This is a genomic window from Methanosarcina baltica (assembly GCF_055394095.1).
This window is the reverse complement of the sequence record NZ_AP042463.1, coordinates 2,188,765-2,209,934: the sequence shown is the minus strand read 5'-3', so window position 1 is coordinate 2,209,934 and position 21,170 is coordinate 2,188,765. Positions and strand designations below refer to the sequence as shown.

17 protein-coding genes and 1 tRNA gene are annotated in these 21,170 nt (G+C 45.5%); 7 read left to right on the top strand and 11 right to left on the bottom strand.

What is annotated here, in order from left to right; all coding sequences use genetic code 11:
• Positions 1-103: 103 nt before the first annotated feature.
• Positions 104-175, bottom strand: a tRNA-Thr gene (locus tag ACZ5QV_RS09625).
• A 142-nt stretch (positions 176-317) separates the two neighbouring features.
• On the opposite strand from ACZ5QV_RS09625, the gene ACZ5QV_RS09620 reads away from it, so the two are divergent.
• A complete protein-coding gene (locus ACZ5QV_RS09620; RefSeq protein WP_464599615.1) occupies positions 318-530 on the top strand; it encodes a hypothetical protein in 213 nt (70 codons plus the stop codon).
• Here the strand turns inward: ACZ5QV_RS09620 and ACZ5QV_RS09615 are convergent.
• Positions 505-1,017, bottom strand: a complete 513-nt coding sequence (locus ACZ5QV_RS09615) for a chorismate--pyruvate lyase family protein (RefSeq protein WP_464599614.1) — start codon at positions 1,015-1,017, stop codon at positions 505-507. The two genes, ACZ5QV_RS09620 and ACZ5QV_RS09615, sit on opposite strands and share 26 nt — an antisense overlap.
• Before the next feature lie 66 nt (positions 1,018-1,083).
• On the bottom strand, positions 1,084-1,398 hold the full coding sequence (locus ACZ5QV_RS09610) for a DUF5611 family protein (RefSeq protein WP_464599613.1): 315 nt from the start codon (positions 1,396-1,398) through the stop codon (positions 1,084-1,086).
• Positions 1,399-1,689: 291 nt separating this feature from the next.
• Between ACZ5QV_RS09610 and ACZ5QV_RS09605 the strand changes: the two genes are divergently transcribed.
• Complete coding sequence (locus ACZ5QV_RS09605; protein WP_464599612.1) at positions 1,690-2,019, top strand: hypothetical protein; 330 nt, start codon at positions 1,690-1,692, stop codon at positions 2,017-2,019.
• Positions 2,020-2,110: 91 nt separating this feature from the next.
• Here the strand turns inward: ACZ5QV_RS09605 and ACZ5QV_RS09600 are convergent, their stop codons facing one another.
• The 3 genes from ACZ5QV_RS09600 to ACZ5QV_RS09590 all read right to left on the bottom strand — a co-directional run bounded on the left by ACZ5QV_RS09600 (position 2,111) and on the right by ACZ5QV_RS09590 (position 6,228).
• Entirely contained in the window at positions 2,111-3,091 is a 981-nt protein-coding gene (locus ACZ5QV_RS09600) for a methanogenesis marker 2 protein (RefSeq protein ID WP_464599611.1), read from the bottom strand.
• A 221-nt stretch (positions 3,092-3,312) separates the two neighbouring features.
• The gene (locus ACZ5QV_RS09595) at positions 3,313-4,209 is read right to left on the bottom strand and encodes a radical SAM protein (protein WP_464602082.1); all 897 of its coding nucleotides are present in this window, start codon (positions 4,207-4,209) and stop codon (positions 3,313-3,315) included.
• Between the two features lie 354 nt (positions 4,210-4,563).
• Complete coding sequence (locus ACZ5QV_RS09590; RefSeq protein ID WP_464599431.1) at positions 4,564-6,228, bottom strand: IS1634 family transposase; 1,665 nt, start codon at positions 6,226-6,228, stop codon at positions 4,564-4,566.
• Between the two features lie 291 nt (positions 6,229-6,519).
• On the opposite strand from ACZ5QV_RS09590, the gene ACZ5QV_RS09585 reads away from it, so the two are divergent.
• Positions 6,520-6,732: an indolepyruvate ferredoxin oxidoreductase subunit alpha gene (locus tag ACZ5QV_RS09585; protein WP_464602081.1), complete on the top strand. Its 213-nt coding sequence runs from the start codon at positions 6,520-6,522 to the stop codon at positions 6,730-6,732.
• 27 nt (positions 6,733-6,759) lie between these two features.
• Here the strand turns inward: ACZ5QV_RS09585 and ACZ5QV_RS09580 are convergent, their stop codons facing one another.
• On the bottom strand, positions 6,760-7,992 hold the full coding sequence (locus tag ACZ5QV_RS09580) for an RNA-guided endonuclease InsQ/TnpB family protein (protein ID WP_464599610.1): 1,233 nt from the start codon (positions 7,990-7,992) through the stop codon (positions 6,760-6,762).
• Positions 7,993-8,405: 413 nt separating this feature from the next.
• A complete protein-coding gene (nifB, locus tag ACZ5QV_RS09575) occupies positions 8,406-9,332 on the bottom strand; it encodes a nitrogenase cofactor biosynthesis protein NifB (RefSeq protein WP_464602080.1) in 927 nt (308 codons plus the stop codon).
• 564 nt (positions 9,333-9,896) lie between these two features.
• Between nifB and ACZ5QV_RS09570 the strand changes: the two genes are divergently transcribed.
• Complete coding sequence (locus ACZ5QV_RS09570) at positions 9,897-11,327, top strand: aldehyde dehydrogenase family protein (RefSeq protein WP_464599609.1); 1,431 nt, start codon at positions 9,897-9,899, stop codon at positions 11,325-11,327.
• 191 nt (positions 11,328-11,518) lie between these two features.
• On the opposite strand, the gene ACZ5QV_RS09565 is transcribed toward ACZ5QV_RS09570, so the two are convergent.
• The gene (locus ACZ5QV_RS09565; RefSeq protein WP_464599608.1) at positions 11,519-11,788 is read right to left on the bottom strand and encodes a DUF3303 domain-containing protein; all 270 of its coding nucleotides are present in this window, start codon (positions 11,786-11,788) and stop codon (positions 11,519-11,521) included.
• An 889-nt stretch (positions 11,789-12,677) separates the two neighbouring features.
• Between ACZ5QV_RS09565 and ACZ5QV_RS09560 the strand changes: the two genes are divergently transcribed.
• Complete coding sequence (locus tag ACZ5QV_RS09560) at positions 12,678-15,431, top strand: cation-translocating P-type ATPase (protein WP_464599607.1); 2,754 nt, start codon at positions 12,678-12,680, stop codon at positions 15,429-15,431.
• A 405-nt stretch (positions 15,432-15,836) separates the two neighbouring features.
• Positions 15,837-16,760 (top strand): UbiA family prenyltransferase, encoded by a 924-nt coding sequence (locus tag ACZ5QV_RS09555; RefSeq protein ID WP_464599606.1) that lies wholly within the window; start codon positions 15,837-15,839, stop codon positions 16,758-16,760.
• A 104-nt stretch (positions 16,761-16,864) separates the two neighbouring features.
• On the opposite strand, the gene ACZ5QV_RS09550 is transcribed toward ACZ5QV_RS09555, so the two are convergent.
• Both ACZ5QV_RS09550 and purH read right to left on the bottom strand, forming a co-directional pair.
• Entirely contained in the window at positions 16,865-17,659 is a 795-nt protein-coding gene (locus ACZ5QV_RS09550) for a helix-turn-helix transcriptional regulator (protein ID WP_464599605.1), read from the bottom strand.
• 834 nt (positions 17,660-18,493) lie between these two features.
• On the bottom strand, positions 18,494-20,110 hold the full coding sequence (gene purH / locus ACZ5QV_RS09545) for a bifunctional phosphoribosylaminoimidazolecarboxamide formyltransferase/IMP cyclohydrolase (protein WP_464599604.1): 1,617 nt from the start codon (positions 20,108-20,110) through the stop codon (positions 18,494-18,496).
• A gap of 279 nt (positions 20,111-20,389) precedes the next feature.
• Here purH and nth point away from each other — a divergent pair, with 279 nt between their 5' ends.
• Complete coding sequence (gene nth, locus ACZ5QV_RS09540) at positions 20,390-21,106, top strand: endonuclease III (protein WP_464599603.1); 717 nt, start codon at positions 20,390-20,392, stop codon at positions 21,104-21,106.
• The last annotated feature ends 64 nt before the right edge of the window (positions 21,107-21,170 follow it).

Genomic DNA, 21,170 nt, shown 5'->3' with positions numbered 1-21,170 from the left:
AATATGACTTAGCAGAGAAGTTCTTTAGAAAAATATAATATATAGTGTGTAGCTTCAATTTATTAATCTTCAAAAAAGTCACATCAAAAGAGTCATAGGAAAAAGCCTCGAGCGGGATTTGAACCCGCGGCCTCGTCCTTACCAAGGACGCGCTCTACCTCTGAGCCATCGAGGCACTGCTGCCATAAGAGCACCTCCAAAATATCACACCAAACATATAAAGCTGTCGAGTGGACGAAGGATTTCCCTAAGTCTGTAGACAACTGTACCCAAACAAAGCGAGGAGTTTGTAACAAAATTAGATTGTACGTAAGTGTTTGACCGGAAAAATCAGGGAGTTTTACAAAATTATTGGAATAAGTTATAAAAAGTGCAGAAGAAATACACCGCATCCACAAGCCCCTGCCCTGAGGAAAGATGAGGAACAGAGCAGGTCACGGGAAGAACATGCCCCCTGCCCTCCAAATAAAAGAGAAAAGAAAGAAAAAAAAAAAAAAAGAAAATTTAAAGTTTCCAGCGCTCATCAATAGGAAACTCTTCATTAATCCACATGAGCACACTGTTTTTATGGACTATTTTATAAGTCCGGGAAAGCACGGGCACGTCCCCGAAAGAAGTATTTCCCTCCAGGATTTCAAGTTTACCCATATCCCGACGGGTCTCAAGGCCGTGGTCCCTTAAGATCCGGCCTATGGGAATATCCGCGCACATGAGCTGTTCCCGCATGGTCTGCGGCATTCTTTCAAGGGGAGAAAGAGACCTTGCGTGAGCAAAGACCGTCTCGCCCGCATAGAGCAGGACCTTCCGATCATTTATCTCGCTGCCCTCCTCAATTCCCAGGAGGACCGCTTCGTCCCTATCAGCCCTGCGGACGTACTGAGATTCAGTTTCCACGTTCACGGACCTGCGGGTCATAATTTCCAGTAGGAAAGTCACCGAACCGTCGGTCCCGCAGCAGACCCGGAGACAGGTCGGAATCTCCAGGCCCTTTAGTTTTTCCAGAAAATCGAAGTCCAAAAAAATCCCTCAGGCAAAAGATGTTCAGTTTTCAAAAATGATAAAACAGGAGGTCTGGCCGGCAGCTTATTTGCCGGCGACAGCCTTCTTGGCCTGTTTCATCCGCTCTTTTGCAGAGTATCCCGTGCCCTCATTAAGGAAGTCACGGAAAGCCCTGTTGGTCTTGAGGATAAGCTCATCATCCGTCATGCTGGTGTCGGAGACCGTATCCACACAGAGTTTCTTGTCCTCAATCCAGACTGAGATCTTTGACATTGCCCCATAGGAGGTCTCGAACCGGTCCCCATTCCGGGTGATTTCAGAAGGGAAACATTCCTGTAAAACAGCATAAATTCGTTCCGGATCAGGTTTAAAGCCGCGTTTTAATTTATATTCCTTCATGACTATCCTCTTGTAAAAGATTTTCATTTGTGATAAATGTTGCTTAACTTTGTAAATTTGAAAGCCCTTGAAGCCTCAAAATTCCTTATGGGTCAGAGTTAATTCAATATTGGGTATTGCTGTTAAAAACGTGTTGCTAGGCAATCCTCAATTACCTTTTTATTTATTCACCCCCATTTACTCCCGGCTGCGCACCCCAAACACAATATAAAAATGAACAAAGTTTAAGAAACAACCATAAATATGATCAAAGTTATCAGATCCTTATAATGAGAAAAGGTGGTCCAAAGAATGCATAAAACGCTTAACCTGGATGATTTGATTGCCAGCAAACAGGCGGAAAAAGCGAGAGAAGATGGGGTGGAAATCAACCTCGAAGAGCTCTATGACCTCATCATTCCGCCAGGAACTGTTATGTCCATCATCATTGACCTTGTGGAGGAATTTGAACTTGAACCTGTGCAACGAAAAATGCAGGTAAACATCGCCAACAGTGAAGAAAGGGAAGTCCTGGTCCTCCGCGGCACCCTTGAAACAGTCCAGGCCGCAGAAAAGTTCCTTTACGAGGAAATGAAGGCCTGGATCGGGGAAGATACAAAAGAGTCAACTACCCAAGACTAAAAATCTGAAACCGTGGGATTCCTGCTTCATTCCCCGGAGCAGTAGATTACAGAAAAAATGCAGAAAAAAGATACAGGCAGAAGTTCCCTGATCAGGGGACACTTATGCCTGTAATACCGTCCTTTGAAAAATCAAAGACCGTGACTTTGTCCTCTTTTTCATAAATATCAAGCTTCAAGCCTTCCTCGATCTTTCCGATAACGACCGCGGTCAGGCCTGCCTCTTCAAAAATTTCCACGCACGCTTTTGCTTTTTCCGGTTCTGCCGTAAAGACATAGCCCGTGCCCGGATGTACCTTCAACCACTGCTCAAAGTCCACGCCCTCCGGCACAGGGACCTTTTCAAGGTCCACGGAAGCCCCGACTCTGCTGGTCTCGCAGAGCATACCGAGCGTCCCAATGAGCCCAGGGTTACTGATGTCCTTGCCTGCGGTAACAAGCCCGGCTTCGGCGATTTTTCGGGGAACCAGGTAGCTTTCCCTGACCACTTTCGGCTCCTTAAAGGAGGTCGTGTCCCAGCTATAAGGAGAATTGATCCCGATTTTTCCGTCCATGTCGTAGGCCGCAATCACGAGGTCCCCGGGTTTTGCAGTATCACTCCGTATGATAGAATCCTTTTTAGCAATCCCTATAATAGCAACGGATAGGGAGGTATAATCCGTGTCCGGGTGCAGGTGTCCGCCCACAACAGGGATTCCGAATTTCCGGACCCCCTCGGCCAGACCTTCCATGAGTTCCTTGCAGGCTTCCGGGCTGTTTGCGGATGCTATGTCCACCATGGCAATAGGCCTACCTCCCATGGCCGCGATATCATTTACATTTACCACCACGGCCCCATACCCGGCCCACCAGGGGCTTTTCTCCAGGAGCCGACCCCATATCCCGTCTGCGGCGAAAAGGATGACATCGTCGCCTCCTATATCAATTACCGCCGCGTCGTCTCCGAAATCCACGATAGCGTCCTTATACTCAGACCGGACGCTTTCAAAGATCGAGACAATGTCCTCGATCTGCCTTTTCCGGGTCACTCCTTCAAAATTCCTTATTCCTTCTGCAAGTTTTTCCAGGTCCAATCCAGAAACTTCCTTTTTCTTTTATTAAAAGCCCAAGCCGTAAAAATACCGTAAAGATAAAATAGATAAAAATCAGGAAAAAAATTATTTTCAGGCATCGTATATGGGATACGATATAAACATTTGCTTATTATTAGAGATTCTTTTGTTTACCCATTTTTCTGATTTTAACCATCCGCAAAATACCCCTTTTAGACTCCAAAAAAGAGGGGAAGGGTAGTTTACACTCTTTTATTCCCTTCTGCTCCTTCTTTCTGAAGCATCTGCTTTGCCTTAGTCTCTATCCTGATAAGCTTTCTGCGTTCCTCGCTCATCTGAGAAAGGTCCTGGTCAAGATATCCGTAAGCGTCAGACCTGCACTGCCTGCAATGCCGCATCTGCCTGACATAGGGCTCACAGGTGTCCTGGGCAGCCTGCACCTCTTCGGGGGTCGGGGCTCGTATATGGGCAAAAGCTCCCTGTGGGATAAGAGGCATGATGTTCATTATGTAGACCCCTCGTTCCCTGACGGCTTTTGCAATCTCCACAACATGCCCGTCATTTATGCCCGGGATGAAGACAGTATTGATCTTGACCACAAGCCCTGCCTTTACCGCAGCCTCGACTCCCTCAAGCTGCTTTTTGATATGAATTACGGCCCCTTCGGCTTCCCTGTATACTTTTCCTTCGTACGTGATATGGTCACATATCTTCCCCTGGATTTCCGGGTCCACGGCGTTTACGGTCACGGTCAGAGTGGCCACCCCCAGCCGGACAAGTTCCGGGAGTTTTTCAGGAAGGAGCAAACCGTTAGTGCTCATACAGAAGGGGCGGTCCGGAAATTCCTGCCGCAGCCTCTCCATTGTCTCGAAGGTCTCCTCGTTGGCAAGGGGTTCTCCGGGGCCCGCAATCCCTATCACCTTGATGAAAGGGTATTCTTCAAGAGCCTGTTTTGCCTTTTCAAAAGCCTGGTCGGGGCTCAAGACCTCTGCAGTCACTCCCGGCCTGTTTTCGTTCACACAGGCAAAATCCCGCACGCAGAAGTTACACTGAATATTGCACTTAGGGGCGACTGCCAGGTGCATCCTCCCGAATCTATGCCTTGCACTTTCGCTGTAACAGGGGTGCTCGGCTATTATCCGGTAACGGTCTTTATCAAAAGTATGTTTCTGTTTTTCTGTGTTTTCGGGGTTTTCAGGCTCTGCCGGAAATTTTTCTTCCGGAGCCCGGGAAGAGGTTGTCTCTGATATATCGCTTTTCTTTTTTTCGGGCAAGGCTTTTCCTCCTTCATTTAAGAACTTAATAAGAGATTATATGCATAATTATGCACAACCCCATATAACTCATCCTTTTTGTCTCTGTTGCTTTTACATTTGTTTCCCAAAAATGATTTTCACGCCTTTAACTTTACTTTCAAAGATGCATGTTTTTCCGTTATCAAGCGGCTTTGTTTGTGTGGGCCTAAGGAATGAATAATCCTACTGATGACGTTTTTATTGGGGTGGCAGGTAATTACCCAAGTTCAAGAAAGAAAATAATGATGCTTGCTTTGTACTCATCTCTTCCAGAATAATATTACACTTATTTGATTCTTTATCCTGGATAACTGCCAGCCTAATTTCGGACAAATTTTCAATTAGTCTTCTCATAGAAAGACCATATCTCTTTGTCTCCCAGGCTAAATATCTGTAGAAAAGTAAGCCAATTATAGACAGAAATACGTGAACTTTGATATTTTCATCTTTGTGGTGGTACACCGGTCCCACAGGGACAAGCAGGTGATCATTCAATAGCTTAAAATCATCCTCTATAGCGCCTTTATTGTTGTATGTTTGCACAATTTTTTTAGTGTGCCAACGGTGCTTATCTGTAAATAGTATATTTTTTCCTAATGAATTTTCGCGCTTATTTTTATTCTCTTCGTCAATCCAGAACTTTAACTGAGGTTTTTTCTTACCTTCAGGAGCATCAGTAATTTCATATTTCACCATACTTCTGTATTTTTTGATAATAATGTCTGCAACCTCTTTTTCTACACTGCTCCTGTTTCTTGCTTTTCCTCTGTTGCTTTCCAGTCTCCTCTGTAGGTCTTCCAGATTCTCAGTTATTTTTGACATATTTGACTCACAAGTTCTTTTTTGAAGTTTGTGAGTTCCTTCATTGAAAGTAATTACTGTTGTAAATTCTGTCCCGTAAAACTGATGCTTTGTCCGATAGCCATAAATTTTGTGGCCTTCTGAGCTTTCATATAAAAATTGATATTTAGATAATGGCACTTCAAGAAGATCATCTGCCTGATTTGCTTTTACAGCCCCTACAAAATTCATCTTTGAAGTTGCTTTTTCAATGTTGTCCTTTGAATTGTTTCCCTTATCAAAAACAAGAACAAGGTCTTCCGAACAAATATTCAATTCGGTTAGACGGTTTACTATTTTGTCAACCAGACCTGAAAATTCCTCTGAATCATGCACATTTCCTGGATATGTCTCGTGAATAAAAGGTAAGTTGTAATCATTAGCAGCCAGCGCTACAGATACCTGATTTTTGTCTTTACGATGCTTTTTGTTATACCCTTTATGAAGCAATTCACTTTTTTCATCATAATTGGTAGCATAAGTGAACCAGTTTGATTCATCCACAAACAGTACTGAAGGGGTTAGTCCTTTTTCGATGAGAACTCGGCACAAATCGTCTTCAATATTTTTCATTGTGTCGGAATCAATGTAATTCATATGATTCAAAAAATTCTGACAATTTAATTTATGAGGGAATTTCCACTTAAAAGATAAGGCCGATTTTTTGAACCATTCCCCAATACCGTTTTCACTTAAAACTCCATGAGATTTCCCCACTATATCAAGTAAAAGATACTCTCCGACACTTAAACCATCGATTGATTTTTTCATAGTGTGCTTGTTCACTATGTCAACGAATCCAAGCTCTTCATTCACATGAAGAAGTGCGGCAAGTTTGCCGTACTCAAAAGATTTCAGTTTCATGTAGGGCAATGATTCACTCTGTTTTTTCATTTCAAATATTTTTTCGGCATTGCCTAAATATATCTGAAATATAGTTTTCACTTTTCCATCAATTCTGCCAGTTTTAATAATATACCAGTATTTTTTACCGTTGATTATTTTCTGTTTTAAAAAAACCATGATATAAATTTAGGTTCTACGTATATAAAGATATTTCTTCAAAAAACAGATACAATAGGCTTTTTAAATGTAATTTAGAACTTAGGCCTTACAAATATTTTTTTTAACGGATCTTCCTTGCCACTGATTTTTGTGGCAAATCAAGGCAAAAATAGCTCTTCTTTGAAAGCTGAGTTTAAAGCCTTATTTTCAAGATATATTTCGATAGCTTTTTATTTAATAGGATGATTCAAGCTTACTTATAAAAATAAGAAAACTTTTATAGAATACTAATATACTAGAAATATATAGATAAATAACAATATTAAATTAAAAAAGAGGAAGAAAAAAATGACAGCAAAAGTTAATGCAGATTCCTGTACCGGATGCGGAGCATGTGTGGATGAGTGCCCTGCGGCCGCAATTACCCTTGTTGATGATATTGCAGTTGTGAAAGAAGACGAGTGTCTTGACTGCGGAGTATGCGAAGATGCATGTCCGAATGGGGCAATCTCTCTTGAATGATTATGCTATGAAAAGTCCTAATTAGGATCACAAACTATTATGAATTTGTGATATAAACTGTTCTTTGTATAGTGGATTAACACTAACGGGGTGAAGCACAACACCCTCTATCCCCTCTGCAAAGGCATTAGGGATTGCTTTTCTAATCATATTATATGCTGCATTGACATCAGCATTAAGAAGAACTCCTGTGGCACTTCGGAAAAGCCCTCTTTTGACCCGTTTTCCGAGATATTCTTCATGGTGTTCCATCGGCTCATTATCAAGGAAAGAGCATTTGCTTGTATAGGATTCTTCGATCCGTTCAACCGAAATTCCAACCTCTTTGGCCTTGTATTCGACCATTGAAATAAGGGTACTGTGAGGTATCTGAGCAAAATTCTGGTTATTTTTCTTACCCATGTTGACTTTCTGTTTCCAGAAAGGGTTGCTTCCGACAATGATTTTCTCCACGTTCATTTCCAGAGAATAGTTGATTATTGCCCTGCTCAGTTTGTGGAGTACGTCTTTAATCCTTGAGTTTCGTTTATGGATAAGTACTTCTACACTCTTTCCTGTTTTGATTCCATACTTCTCATAAGTGCTCTGGAGCTTTGCTTTCTGCTTGTTGTAAAACTGGTTTACTGACTTGGCAACCCCGCCCTTAACAATAATTGGATTTTCTCCAAAATTGTTTCCAATGGTTACGAGGTTGACAACTCCAAGATCAATTCCCAAGACTCGACCGGAATTGAGAGGTATGGGGTCTTCGATTTCCTTTTCAAAAACAATTTCACAGGTGTATCCTGCGTGTTTTGGAATGATCCTGACTTCTCTCAAATTAGTATCATCAGGAAGTCTTGTCTGGATGGATAACGGAACTACTTTGGGAAACTTGAGCATCCCGTCTTTGATCCTGACCTGTTGATTTGTAAAAATTAACAGGTATTCCCCGTTTTTTTCCAGGTACTTTGGAGGCTTTGGTTTGCCTGTGAAAAGTTCAGGATTCTTTTTGTAAGATTTTAAAGCTTCGAAAAAAGATTTCCAGTTACAGTCAAGTACTTTCAGAGTCTGTTGAGCAGATTTAGCAGGAAGCTCTTTGTAAGGCTCAGAGGCCTTCACAAGCCCATAAAGTTTATTGTACCTGATCCATTTTCCTTTATTGAAGAACTCCTGTCTGATAATATAATCAGAGAAATTGTACAGGTTTTTGGACTTATGGCACAAATCCCCTATTTCCCTGGAATGAAACTGGATTTGCTCAACACGTTTAATTATCAATTTGGCTCGACCTCGATTTCTAACCTTTTTTCTTTTCTTTTGCTATAATGTTTCACAGAATAATAATGAAGCATTGAAATTATTTCATCAAATATTTCTGATGCTTAATGTATTTCTTGATACCTTTAGCAGATTGAGCACTTCTTTTGCATTAATAGTGGATATTATATAATGTAATATAGATACTAATTATATCTATTGGGTGCTATTACGTACTATACTCAAAAAAATTAAAAATCGAGTTCTGAATACGGATTTCAGGAAAGAACTTCGAATTTCCGTTTCTTTTCAGGAGAAATCTTTTTTTCGTTCCAAAAAGGAGTTTCGGGACCTTTCCTGTTCTTCAGGAAATTGCCCGGAACTCCCACATTCAGATTTTTAAGAATTTTTACAGATCTTTTACAGATCTTTTTTTACTCGGCCTTTTCATTTTCAGCCATTTCTTTCATACTCTTTTCCATCTGCTCTTTTGTCTGCAGTTTTACGACACTCCTGCGTTCCTCGCTCATTTGGGAAAGGTCCTGGCTTAGCAGGCCGTAGGCATCGGACCTGCACTGCCTGCAGTGGCGCATCTGCATTACATAGGGCTCACAGGCGGCCTGAGCTTCTTTTCGTTCCTCAGCAGTCGGAGCCTCACGGTCGGCAAAAGCCCCCTGAGTGATCAGGGGCATGATGTTCATGATGTAGACCCCGAGTTCATTGATTTTCTTTGCAATATCAAGCACATGCTTGTCGTTGAGGCCGGGAATCAAAACGGTGTTGATCTTGACAACAATCCCCGCGTCCACAGCTGCCTTTATACCGTCAAGCTGATTTTTGATCAGGATTTTGGCAGCCTCGACTCCTTTGTAGACTTTACCGTGGTAGGAGACGTGGTTCACGATCTGCGCCTGGATTTCAGGATCAATGGCATTTACCGTAACGGTCAGAGTGGAGACGTCCACTCTCAGCATATCGGGGAGCTTTTCGGGAAGCATCAGACCGTTCGTACTCATGCAAAGGGTAATTTCAGGGAATTGTTCCCGGATTAGCTCAAAGGTCTCAAAGGTCTCGTCGTTGGCGAGGGGATCCCCCGGACCTGCAACTGCTACCACCTTGATAAACGGATATTCCTTCAGGACCAGCACCGTCTTTTCCAGAGCCTCCTGAGGAGTCAGCACCTTGCTCGTAACCCCCGGCCTGCTCTCGTTTACACAGTCGAATTCCCGCACACAAAAATTGCACTGGATGTTGCACTTCGGGGCCACGGCCAGGTGGATCCTTCCGTACTTGTGCTGGGCCCTTTTATCGTAGCAGGGGTGCTCGGAAATCTTTCTTCTGAGCTCTTCATCAGCTATCATCTCAGTGCCGGAATCAGTGTTGGGATTATTGTTTTCTGACAATTTCTTATCCTCCTTTCGGGGCCTTAACTGAAGGGAAACTTCAGTGCCGGGGTATTTGAATATTCAATATAAACTGATATCTTAAGCAAAGTATAATGCGGAACCCTTGATATACATTATGGAATTGTTTTGAAATTATAAGGCTTGAGGAGCATGAAAGAAACGATGTTCCTTTTTTCCGGAAACACAGGATTTACAATTTTCAAATTAATATCACAAGGATTATATAAAAATGCATTCTGCTATATAAGCTGTTACTCATGCCAGTTACTCATGCCAATACAAAGCTGCTGAAAAAGGGAAAATGTTGAGAGGGTAAGAAGAAATTAATGTATTGATTTTCTAAAATTTGGGAATAAACCAAGGATAAACACAGATGAACACGAAGGCTTCAATCCATGTTTATCCGTGTCCACCTGTGGTTCTTTAATGGGAAATTTGTTAACCAATGGGTCGATTTTAAATTCCAGGTTTATGACTATAATTTGAAAGATCAATATTGTAGATTAAGGTGAAAAAATTATGAAAATGTGGATAAACGGTAAATTTGAGGACTCTCATAGCCTGGAATTTTATGAGGTCCTGAACCCCGCGACCGGGGAAGTTGTTGATAAGGCCCCACTGGGAGGAAAGGAAGATGTGGAGGCGGCAGTCGAAGCCGCAACCTTGGCCGCCGGGCCCTGGGCAGCCACTCCCCCACAGGAAAGGGCCAGGGTATTCTATGAGGCCGTGGGGCTTGTACGGGAGTGGATGGACGACCTTGCCGTGCTTCTCACCTCGGAGCAGGGAAAACCCCTCACTGAGGCGAAAAACGAACTCAGGGGTTTTTCCCGGGTACTCGAATACTACTGCGGGCTTGCAAGTACCCTTAAAGGTGACTTTGTCCGGGTTCCGGGAAACGGCTATTCCTTTACCCTTAAAAACCCTCTCGGAGTCTGTGCCGCCATCATCCCCTGGAACATGCCCGCTCTGATCATGGGCTGGAAAATAGGGCCGGCCCTGATCTCCGGAAACACCCTGATCCTGAAACCCGCAAGTTCCACGCCTCTCACAAACCTCTCCCTTGCCGCCCTCCTCGGAGAAGCGGGGCTTCCTCCCGGAGTCCTGAACGTGGTCACGGGACCGGGCCCGGTTGTAGGAGAAGCGATTGCAGAACATCCCGGAATCAAAAGGCTTTCTTTTACCGGAGACACCGGGACCGGAAAACGGGTTGCATCCCTTTCGGCCCCTTCCATGAAGCGCCTGACTCTCGAACTGGGAGGAAGTGATCCCATGATAGTCTGTGAGGACGCAGACCTTGACGCTGCGGTCGAAGGAGTACTGAAGGGCAGGTTTTACAACTGCGGGCAGACCTGTACCGCTGTAAAGCGGCTCTACCTCCAGGATACAATTGCGGACGAATTTACGGCAAAACTCCAGGTGCGGGTAGAAGGCCTGAGGGTCGGAAACGGGCTTTCGGAGGGGGTTGACCTGGGCCCCCTGAACTCGGAGAAACAGATGACTTACGTCCTGGACCTCCTCGAAGAAGTCAGAGAAAAAAAGGAAGGCACAGTGCTTACGGGCGGGCGGATTCCCGAGGGAGAAGAATACGCCGGAGGAAACTTCTTTGAGCCCACCCTCATAACAGACGTGGCCCCGGATTCCAGGCTAGTCCGGGAAGAGGTCTTCGGGCCGGTGCTCCCCATCGTGCGCGTCCTGGACCTGGACGAGGCAATCAAAGAGGCCAACAGGACAAAGTACGGCCTCGGGGCCTCGGTCTGGACAAAGGACATTGACAGGATCAGAACCGCATACGAAGGGCTTGAAGCGGGGACAGTCTGGGTGAACCAGCACCTGAAAGTCGCTCCCGAACTTCCTTTCGGAGGCACGAAAGAGAGCGGAATCGGCAGGGAAAACGGGGTGGATGCCCTTTCGGAATATCTTGAAAGCAAAACCGTCATGGTAAAGACCTGAGAGTGGCAACCGGAAAACAGGAAAAGAGAAACGGAAAACAGGAAAATGTCCTTCAGAAAAAGTTATTCCCCAGGAAGTTAAAAAATATGTAAATGTTTTCGGCAAACCGGCCCCTGGGCCGAATTTATTGAAATTGTGATGAAAAATAGTCGGGTTTTCGGGCTGGAATCCGCCCGATAGACCCGGAAACTTTACTGCTGGTACTTAGGCATAATCTGCATGAACTCGCTGGCTTCCATTACAGGCACGCTGTCCACGATGCAAACATCTGTCCAGGGCAGGTTGAAAGCTGCATAGGCCTCTGAATTTTCAGCTTCATAGAGGATGAAGTAGCGGCCTCCGGAGAGGTCAATCCACTGGTTGATGATCTCAACTCCGTCAGGTACCTTCAGTGTTTTAAAGTGGTCCAGAATCGCATCACGGTCCGTCGGGTCCCAGGTACTAATGTCCAAGAATAACATCTTTTATCCACTCCCTTTTCTTATTTTCTAAATATTGTTTGCAAGAGGCCCATGCGGAAATCTCCAGGAATTCTCCGGCTACCAGCTCCGTCAGAGCCGGAGCATCCGGGGAAAGGGGCCCCAAGGCCGGTTGATGCGGCCTAACGTTTATCTCAGACAGCAGAAGACTCCTTCCTCGACAGTTCCGACTTTGAAGGAACTGGCAGGTGGGAGATGAATGCGTCGAGACTAAGGCCCCCATTTTTTGTTTAACAGGGGACCTTAATGTTGTTTGACAGTGACCTTATGTTCTGTCCTCCTTTGCAGGAGTGGGTCCACATCGCCACTGTTATACTGGCTTGTTAATGACCTGAACACTTCCCCTACCTCTCAGGGATGTTTAATCCAAATCGAAATCTCCGAGAACGTGTGGAGTATCCTCGAATATCATGACCAGTATAACGAAAGGCTATTCAACTAGAGCTTACCGAAGCAAGCCCCTTCCTCAAAAACCTGAGCCATTAGGCGAAGGTTTTAGGGAGGGGTAGTTGACCTATTTTAGAACCTAACGTTTACTCTTACATATTTTTAGAGCCTAACGTCCACTCATTTTTAGATCCCCTGTTGTCTTTATCCCCCTTCATATCCACCAATGCCCCCGGTGAAAAATGAATACATGATCAGACAACGGGCCCTGCAGAACGAAGTTCTACAATTAGAGTCAATGATTATATTATCTTTGTGACTATATAATAGTTAGTCCAAAAAAATACTAAAAAGATATTTACCAGGATTTATCATAATCAGATGAGCCAAGGCATTATATTAAAAGGGATTTAATAATAATACGATAATTTGAGTAATGGATTCCACTGACGGATTCTATTGACAGCGGTACGGGGAAATTTGAGTGTACCATGACCGGGAAATTAAATCTGTTTTTGAGGCCCTGGAGACGTCTGAGGCGGGCCTGAGTTCGGAAGAGGCTGAAAAAAGGCTTCTGGAACACGGGAAAAACGAACTCGAAGAGGAAGAAAAAACATCTTCCCTGAAACTCTTCATCTCGCAGTTCAGGAGTCTCCTGATCATGATTCTTATAGCTGCGGCCCTCGTTTCTGCCGGGCTCGGAGAAGTTATAGACGCAGTCGTCATCATGTTCACGGTTTTCCTTGCCGGGGTGCTCGGCTTTGTGCAGGAGTACAGGGCTGAAAAGGCAATAGATCTCCTGAAATCCCTGACCGCCCCCGAGGCCCTGGTCATAAGAGAGGGAACTGAGAAAGAAATACCTTCAAATGAACTTGTCCCGGGGGACATCATCCTTCTGGAGGTCGGAAACCGGGTCCCTGCGGACGGGAGACTGGTCGAGGCCGTAAACCTCAGGGCAGACGAGTCGGCCCTAACAGGCGAGTCCGTGCCCGCCCGGAAAGATTCCGCCGTCCTTCCCCCGGAAACCGAAGCTTCGGACCGGCTGAACATGGTCTATTCCGGGACGGTGGTAACCTATGGCAGAGGTCGCGCCGTGGTCACGGCTACCGGAATGCAAAGCACCTTCGGGACCCTGGCCGGGCTTCTTGGGAAAATCGAGCGGGAAAGGACTCCCCTCCAGGAAAGCCTTGACCAGTTCGGGAAGTTTATTGGGGCCGCGACCCTTGTGGTGGTGGCCTTTGTCGTGGGGCTCGGGGTCCTGAGGGGTTTTGACTTTTATAAAATGTTAATCTGGGGGGTGGCCCTTGCGGTTGCCGCAATCCCGGAAGCCCTGCCCGCAGTCGTGACCGTGGGCCTGGGGCTTGGGGTCCGGAGGATGGTTAAGCGGCACGCCCTTGTCCGCAGGCTCCCTTCCGTTGAGACCCTTGGAGCCACCAACATCATCTGTTCGGACAAGACCGGAACCCTTACCCAGAACAAGATGACGGTCGAGAAAATCTATGTAGGAGGGCAGCTCCTTGAGGTCACCGGGGCCGGGTATGCGCCTGAAGGGAAGTTTTTAAAAAATTCTGGTCAGGTGCCTGTTTCCCCGGACGAACCGCAACTCCGGCAGCTCCTGATAACAGGGGCCCTCTGTAACGACGCAAGCCTGGTCCTGAAAGAAGGTAACTGGGGTATCAGAGGGGATCCGACCGAGGCCGCGTTCGTGGTAGCTGCAACCAAAGCCGGGTTCCGGAAATCCGAACTTGAGGCCAGGCACAGGCGGGTAGGAGAAGTCCCTTTCTCCTCCGAACGTAAACGGATGACCACCCTTAACCTTTCCCTGGAAGGCGTCATTGCCCATTCAAAAGGGGCCCCCGAAGTAATCCTGGCTTCCTGCACGAAAGTTTTCCAAAACGGGCAGATCGAATCCCTGACCCCCGACCTGAGGGAGGAAATCCTGGAATCTGTCAAAGACATGGCGGGGCAGGCCCTCCGGGTAATGGCTTTTTCCTACCGGCCTTTTGAAAAGGAGGTGGGTGAAGAGAAAGTGGGTGAAAAGGAGGAGCAAGAGCGGGGGGGCCCCATACCTCATATCCAAAAAATTACGGACGAAGAGGCGGAAGAGGACATGGTCTTTGTGGGGCTCATGGGGATGCGGGACCCTCCACGCCAGGAAGTCCGGGAGGCGATCAAAACCTGCAAAGCCGCGGGCATCAGGACCGTAATGATTACGGGAGACCACCGGACGACAGCCCTTGCTGTGGCAGAGGAACTCGGGATTTTCCGGGAAGGCGACCTCGTGCTTACGGGCACGGAACTGGAGGGAATGGGAGAAACGGAGTTCGAGGCTGTGGTGGAAAAGGTCACGGTTTATGCCCGGGTCTACCCCACGAGCAAATTGAGGGTTGTCGAGGCTTTGAAGAAAAAGGGGTACGTTGTGGCCATGACCGGTGACGGGGTAAACGACGCCCCTGCCCTGAAGGCGGCAGATATGGGAATCGCCATGGGTATCACAGGGACGGACGTGAGCAAGGAAGCTTCGAGCATGATCCTGACCGATGACAACTTCGCCTCCATCGTGGCCGCGGTCGAGGAGGGCAGGAATATCTTCAAAAACATCAAGAATTTCATCACCTACGGGCTCACCTGCCACATAGGAGAGGTCATTATCGTCCTTGCGGTCATGCTCTACTGGAAGTTTTTACCCCTTATCGCCGTGCAGATCCTCTGGATCAACCTCATCACGGACGGTCTGCCCCCCATGGCCCTTTCGGTGGAACCGCCGGACCGGGGTCTCATGCGTCAGAAACCCAGGAACGTTAAAGAAGGGCTAATCACCCACAAGGAAATTACGGCCGGGCTTGCTATAGGAGGTCTTATCGCTGTGCAGGCCCTTCTGGTGGTGGTCTGGTCCCTTGAAAATGGATTTGACCTTAAAAATGACTTTGACCTTAAGAAACTCCAGACCCTCATCTTCACCCTCGTTGTCCTTTCCGAGATATTCAACGCTTTTAACTGGCGCTCGGACAGGTACTCGGTCTTTACCCTCGGGTTTTTTTCAAACAGGCCCCTCCTCTATGCCGTAGGGACCACTTTGATCCTTCAGCTCCTCGTGATCTATGTTCCGGTCCTGCAACTGGCCTTCCAAACTGAGGCCCTTTTCCTTTCGGACTGGGCCGTGATCCTGCCACTTTCCCTGACCACCCTTCTTGCCGTGGAACTTGTGAAATTTATGGGGGCAAGGAGGTACAAATGAGGTGTGAAAAAATCTGAAGACATGTCCGAAAATGTGGTACATCCGGAAAAAATGATGTAGAATATGCAAAGTACCTGCCGAAAGCAGGATGAGATATGTCAATTAATACGTTCTGATACGGTTATCTGTACTGTTAAACATTTTCAAAATATCCTAAAACTGGAGTATAATTTGAGACATTTTCCCCCTCGTAAAGCAACCTGGTTTTATCTTTTTTAAGTTATTAACAGACTATTATATTTGATATTGAATATCTATCTAGTTTAGTCTGTCCTTGTATCCTTTATAGCATTGTTATTCTATTCAACGAATCGTATTTTATTATTTTTATATTATAACTTTATTTTAATTCTAATATATTATATCCAATAAATAATATTGCAATGTTCAGATCTGTTTAGTTCGATGAACTCAAATGTAGAAGTTGGAAGTTTTGCTAACGTTTTCAAACATCCCAGACTGTATAAACTTGCATGGCCCGATCTGTATGCTACCCTTGAGCTCCTGAAAAGTTCTGCTCTGGTCGCCTTTTCGGGAGCTCTCAGGGTCCACCTGGCTTTTCTCCTGCTCCATATTCAGTCCAGCCTTTTGACCTGTATAGGGGGGGGGCTTGTGGTCTACACGGTCTATACGCTTGACAGGGCCCTTGAGTCCGAGGAAGATGCTGTTAACCGGCAGGAACTGAAAGGTTCAAGGCGGGGTGTCGGACTTGCGGTTTCTTTGCTGGCTTTTGTTGCCGGGCTATATTTGCTGGCGAGAGAAGGCTTATTCATGCTTGCTTTTCTGCCTTTTATTACCGGCTACCTTTACAGCAAAGGTCTAAAAATTGGAAAGTTCTCATTTAAGCTCAAAGGCGGGCTCGGAGTCAAGAACCTTGTAGTCGGGGTGACCTGGGGCGCTTTCATTGCAGGGCTTGCAGGATTCGGTTCCGGACATCTGCTGCCCATTATTCTGGTATTCGCTTTCTTCGGGGTCAAACTTTTCATAAACTCGGCAATCTATGACTTTAAAGACATAAAAGGAGACACTCTCGCAGGTATCAGGACTCTTCCCGTTTGCCTTGGGATGAAAAATACCCGCCACCTGCTTACCGGCCTGCACCTGTTCTCCCACTTCCTGATCGGCCTTGCCCTGGTGCAAGGAGTGATAGCCTTCGAGCCAGTCATTGTTCTTTACAGTCTCTTTAGTGGGTTAATCTGCATCCTCAACTATACCAAACAAGAAGAAAATGTACTCTCCAGCCAGAAAATAGAGCGCACCTTCCTGGTAGATGGGGAATCCACCTCAATAGTAGGACTCAGGCTGGCTGCCAGGGCTCTTATGGGATAAGTCGTGTAGCCAGTATTTCAGGGCACAGCAGCCCCTGCCGGATTGGCAGGGACTAAACACATTCTTATCCCCTTCATTAATTCATTCCTCTTTTTTTTGAAAGCTCAAAGGGTCTCGATTTTCATTGATTTTTCCCTGTAATAATTAAAAAGGTCTTCTCCCCATACCAGGGCATCCGGACTGAAGCCCACAAGATCATTTTGCGGGTCGTAGGTCCCGTTTTTGAAGAAAAGGGAAAGGGAAAAGAATTTATCGGTTGCCACAAATGCGATTTTAAAGCTGTCCGCGAGATAGAGCTCGGTTTTCTCGAATTCCAGAAATTCATTGATTTCTTCAGAGTGGCCGCTTTTGAGCTTGAAAAAGACGTTTGGTGTAACTATAATGGATACGGCAATTCCTTTTCTGGCCATTTCCAGGAAAAGGGACGGGTAATGGGGGAGAAATATAGAGGAAAAACCCATGAAATGGCTCGAAGCTGTGACATTGTCCAGAAAATGTATGTGGGAGTCATATATGTATTCATTTTCGTCTTTTTCTATCTTGCATTCTCCCAAATCCTTAATCCTGTCAAGCAGGTTTTCGGGAATATTGGAAAGGTCATGTTTTTTCCAGAAGCTTTCATTGACTTCAATTGCATTAAGGGTTTTAAGGAAAGGCTCAAAATGCCTTGCTGCAACTTTTCCGATGGGAGTCAGGTAGTAAAGTCCGTCTTCTCTATAAATCAGGTTAGTGTTTTCCATTTCTTTCAGACGGGGGAGGATCTCAGGAGATCTTACATCGAAATGCTCTTTTATGTCCGAAAGGGTTCTTGGTTCTTCTTGCAGTAAAAAAAGCAGTCCTTTTCGTTTTTCAGAAAAAGTAAGTACACTTAACAGTCCATTTGATTTCAATTGGATCACCCGTTTTTGATGGCATGGATGTGGAATAAAGTTGTTTTATCGGAAAAATCAAATTTCTAAGGCTGTTTTAATCAGGATTTTCCATCCAATATTAAAACATTTTAGTGGGGTTTACTGTGATTTTTCCAGATTATTTAATGGGGTTTTTTAAGGGTCTGGTTGGGTTTGTCGGGTTTTTTGTACTTTTATATGAACTCAGCAGAAAATCTCTTAATCTTTGGCTTAGGGTCGTTGATAGGGTTTCTGTAGCTATTCCTGAAGAGACTATATGGTAACAAGAGTATTTATTGTGATCGAAAGTTATGCATAAAGTTTACGCTTGAATGTCTTTGGAAATATATATATATTGTTACATAATAATTATTAAACATAAGTAGATTGTGTTTGTAAGTATGTGTTTGACATATTCCTTTTAAGGGTTATTGAATATTAGTTGATTACAATAATATAAATGTTATCCACTAATATTAATATATTTGCATAATTTCTGAAAAGGTCGACCTGCTAAAAGGCTTAACTGGAGAAAGTAGCGTTGTGTTCAATCCTTTGCAGCAGGAGCCCTTAATCAATAATTCGAGCCTTCTGACTGAGAATGGTTTCTGGTAGGGCAGCTTACTAAAAAATAATAATAATAATAATAATAATAATAATAATAATAATAATAATAATAATAATAATAATAATAATAATAATAATAATAAGTACCGGAATAGCAAAAAAAGAAATCGGAAATCAGAATTAAGAAAAATTGAACAGTAATGAAGAACATTTTATAAGAACACAGCAGAGGGGGTCCCTGAGTTTTTAGCTCAGGGGTAGTTGACTTTACTTTGCTCAGTGCAGGAAGTGCCTCATTCCGGTAAAAATCAATGAGACTCCAAGCCTGTTTGCGGTTTCTATGACCTCGTTATCCCGGATTGAACCTCCCGGGGACACGACGTAGCGGACGTTATTTTCTGCGGCATGGATGATGCTGTCGTCAAAGGGGAAGAAGGCGTCAGAGACCATCACGCATTCGGACATGATCTGCTTGCAGTAGGCTTCAAATGGAAGTTCAGGCTGCTCTCTTTCATAGATTATCTTCAGGTTTTCAATGGCCTTTGTGGCGGAAAGCTTGCGGATAGAGTCCACGCGGTTCGGCTGACCGGCTCCCATCCCGAGTACCATAAAGCAACCGGGTTCGTATTCATGGGCCAGGATTACGGCGTTGGATTTTGTGGACTTACAGGCTTTGATGCAGAATTCCGAAAGGGGCAGTTTTTCTTCGGGGAAAGCATTTTCGGTTACTGACTCCCATTTCTCATAGAGCCCTGTGTTCCTGGTCTGCTTGAGCATTCCTCCGATTAAGCATTTGTAGGTATAGTCCGTCCCAAAACTCTCGTTTATTTCTGGAAGTTTCAGGAGCCTCAGATTTTCGCTCTTGTTTTTCAGGAATTCCAGGGCGTCATGTGTGAAGTCCGGGGCAAGGATGATTTCCACGAATTTCCCGTTCAGGAAATGGGCAGACTCAAGGTCAAAGGTCGTGTTTGTGCAGATGATGCTCCCGTAAGCGGAAATTGGATCTCCGTCCCAGGCGGCCTGAAGGGCCTGGAGCAGCGTGTTTCCGGTGGCAAGCCCACAGGGGTTGTTGTGCTTCACAATGGCAACCTCAGGGCCCGTGTTTCCGAGTTCCTTGACTGTCTGGAGAGCATTGTCGGCATCCACGTAGTTGTTGTAGGAGAGCTCTTTTCCGTGCAACTGGATCACATTGGAGAGACTCGGCCCCTTGACCCCAGGGTCCTTATAGAAATTGGCTTCCTGATGCCAGTTTTCCCCATAGCGGAGTTTTATTCCTTCCGTGAAGTTCATCCGCATGACACTTTCTCCAAGCAGGGTCCTGCTCAGGTAGGTGTCAATTGCAGCGTCATAGTTTGCCGTGTGCCTGAAGGCCTTGACCGCAAGTTCGGCCCGGGTTTGATCCGAGACGACCCCGCTTGACCTGATCTCCTTCAGGATATGCCCATAGTCCACAGGGTCGCAAAGGACCACCACGGAGCCGTAGTTCTTGGCGGCCGACCGGAGCAGGGTGGGCCCTCCGATATCAATGTTTTCGATGGCTTCTTCAAGCTCGACATCTTTTTTCGAGACCGTGACTTCAAAAGGATAGAGGTTTACGGCCACCATATCAATGAGAGCTATGTCTTCTTTCCGAGCTTCTTCCATTTGTTCTTTGCTTCCCCGGAGGCATAGCAGCCCTCCGTGAATCCTGGGGTGCAGGGTCTTGACCCGGCCCCCCATCATTTCGGGAAAGCCCGTAACTTCCGAAACATCGGCCACTTCAATTCCGGCATCGCGAATTATTTTCGCAGTTCCGCCAGTTGAAATAATCTTCACACCGAGTTCTTCGAGTCCACGAGCGAATTCCACGATGCCAGTCTTATCAGAGACGCTGAGCAGTGCCCTTTTTACCAAAAAATCACCAATATAGTTTGTTTCTAAATGGGTGCCTATAAAACTTATGGTCAACAGACTAATATAATAATGTATTTCGGAAAAAACAGGAATCTCCAGCTTTTATTTGATTTTTTGTTAACGTTGGTGCTTTTTCACAAAAAGAGTTCCATTTCTTCCCAAAATTCGTTCGGGTTTTTCTCTGTCTTCCCACACAGGCCCAAAGTTCTAAATACTGCCTCCCGGAAGAGTCTTTGAGATTTCTTTCTGAATCAGACCAATCAAACCGGTGTTTTCCCCATGCCCGCAAAAAATCCTGAAAAAAACTCTGAAAAACCGAAACCTGCTCCATCTTCTTCTTCATCTTCTTCAGCTTCTGAAATCCCGGACAAACGTCAAAACTTCGACAGGGTCTGGGCTCTCCTTAAAAATGAGTACCCGGACGCAAAACCGGCCCTGAACTGCGGAAACCCCCTTGAACTTCTGGTAGCAACCGTGCTTTCGGCCCAGTGTACGGACTCTCAGGTCAACAAGGTTACGGAACACCTGTTCAAAAAATACAACTCCGTCACAGACTACGCCTTTGCCGACCCCCGGGAACTCGAAGTGGACATCTATTCCACGGGTTTTTACCGTCAGAAGGCAAAAAACATTATCAGGGCCGCGCAGATTCTGCTTGAAAAATATGATTCCAGGGTCCCGCAGACTATGGAAGAGCTCATAAGCCTTCCTGGCGTCGGGCGAAAGACCGCAAACATCGTACTTGCGCGGGGCTTTGGGATCATTGAGGGAATCGCGGTGGACACGCACGTAAAAAGGCTTTCGAAAAGGCTGGGCTTTTCCAGAAATTCTGATCCGGTTAAAATCGAGCGGGACCTGATAGCACTTGCAAAAAAAGAGGATCTCGACTCCCTGTCCATGACGTTGATCTATCATGGACGAAAGGTCTGTCAGGCCAGGAAGCCGAAGTGTATGGAGTGCGTGCTAAGTCAACTCTGCCCTTCGAGCACGGTTTGAGCTTGATTAAGAAGGATTTGAGCTGATTAAGAAAATAGAAAACACAGGTTTTTCTGAAGAAAGA

Coding starts and splice junctions, on each gene's coding strand:
- nifB (WP_464602080.1), bottom strand. CDS start 9,332: ATGATAGCTGATGAAGAGCTCAGAAGAAAGATTTCCGAGCACCCCTGC.
- ACZ5QV_RS09590 (WP_464599431.1), bottom strand. CDS start 6,228: ATGGTTTTTTTAAAACAGAAAATAATCAACGGTAAAAAATACTGGTAT.
- ACZ5QV_RS09555 (WP_464599606.1), top strand. CDS start 15,837: ATGAACTCAAATGTAGAAGTTGGAAGTTTTGCTAACGTTTTCAAACAT.
- ACZ5QV_RS09610 (WP_464599613.1), bottom strand. CDS start 1,398: ATGAAGGAATATAAATTAAAACGCGGCTTTAAACCTGATCCGGAACGA.
- ACZ5QV_RS09565 (WP_464599608.1), bottom strand. CDS start 11,788: ATGTTATTCTTGGACATTAGTACCTGGGACCCGACGGACCGTGATGCG.
- ACZ5QV_RS09570 (WP_464599609.1), top strand. CDS start 9,897: ATGAAAATGTGGATAAACGGTAAATTTGAGGACTCTCATAGCCTGGAA.
- nth (WP_464599603.1), top strand. CDS start 20,390: ATGCCCGCAAAAAATCCTGAAAAAAACTCTGAAAAACCGAAACCTGCT.
- ACZ5QV_RS09605 (WP_464599612.1), top strand. CDS start 1,690: ATGCATAAAACGCTTAACCTGGATGATTTGATTGCCAGCAAACAGGCG.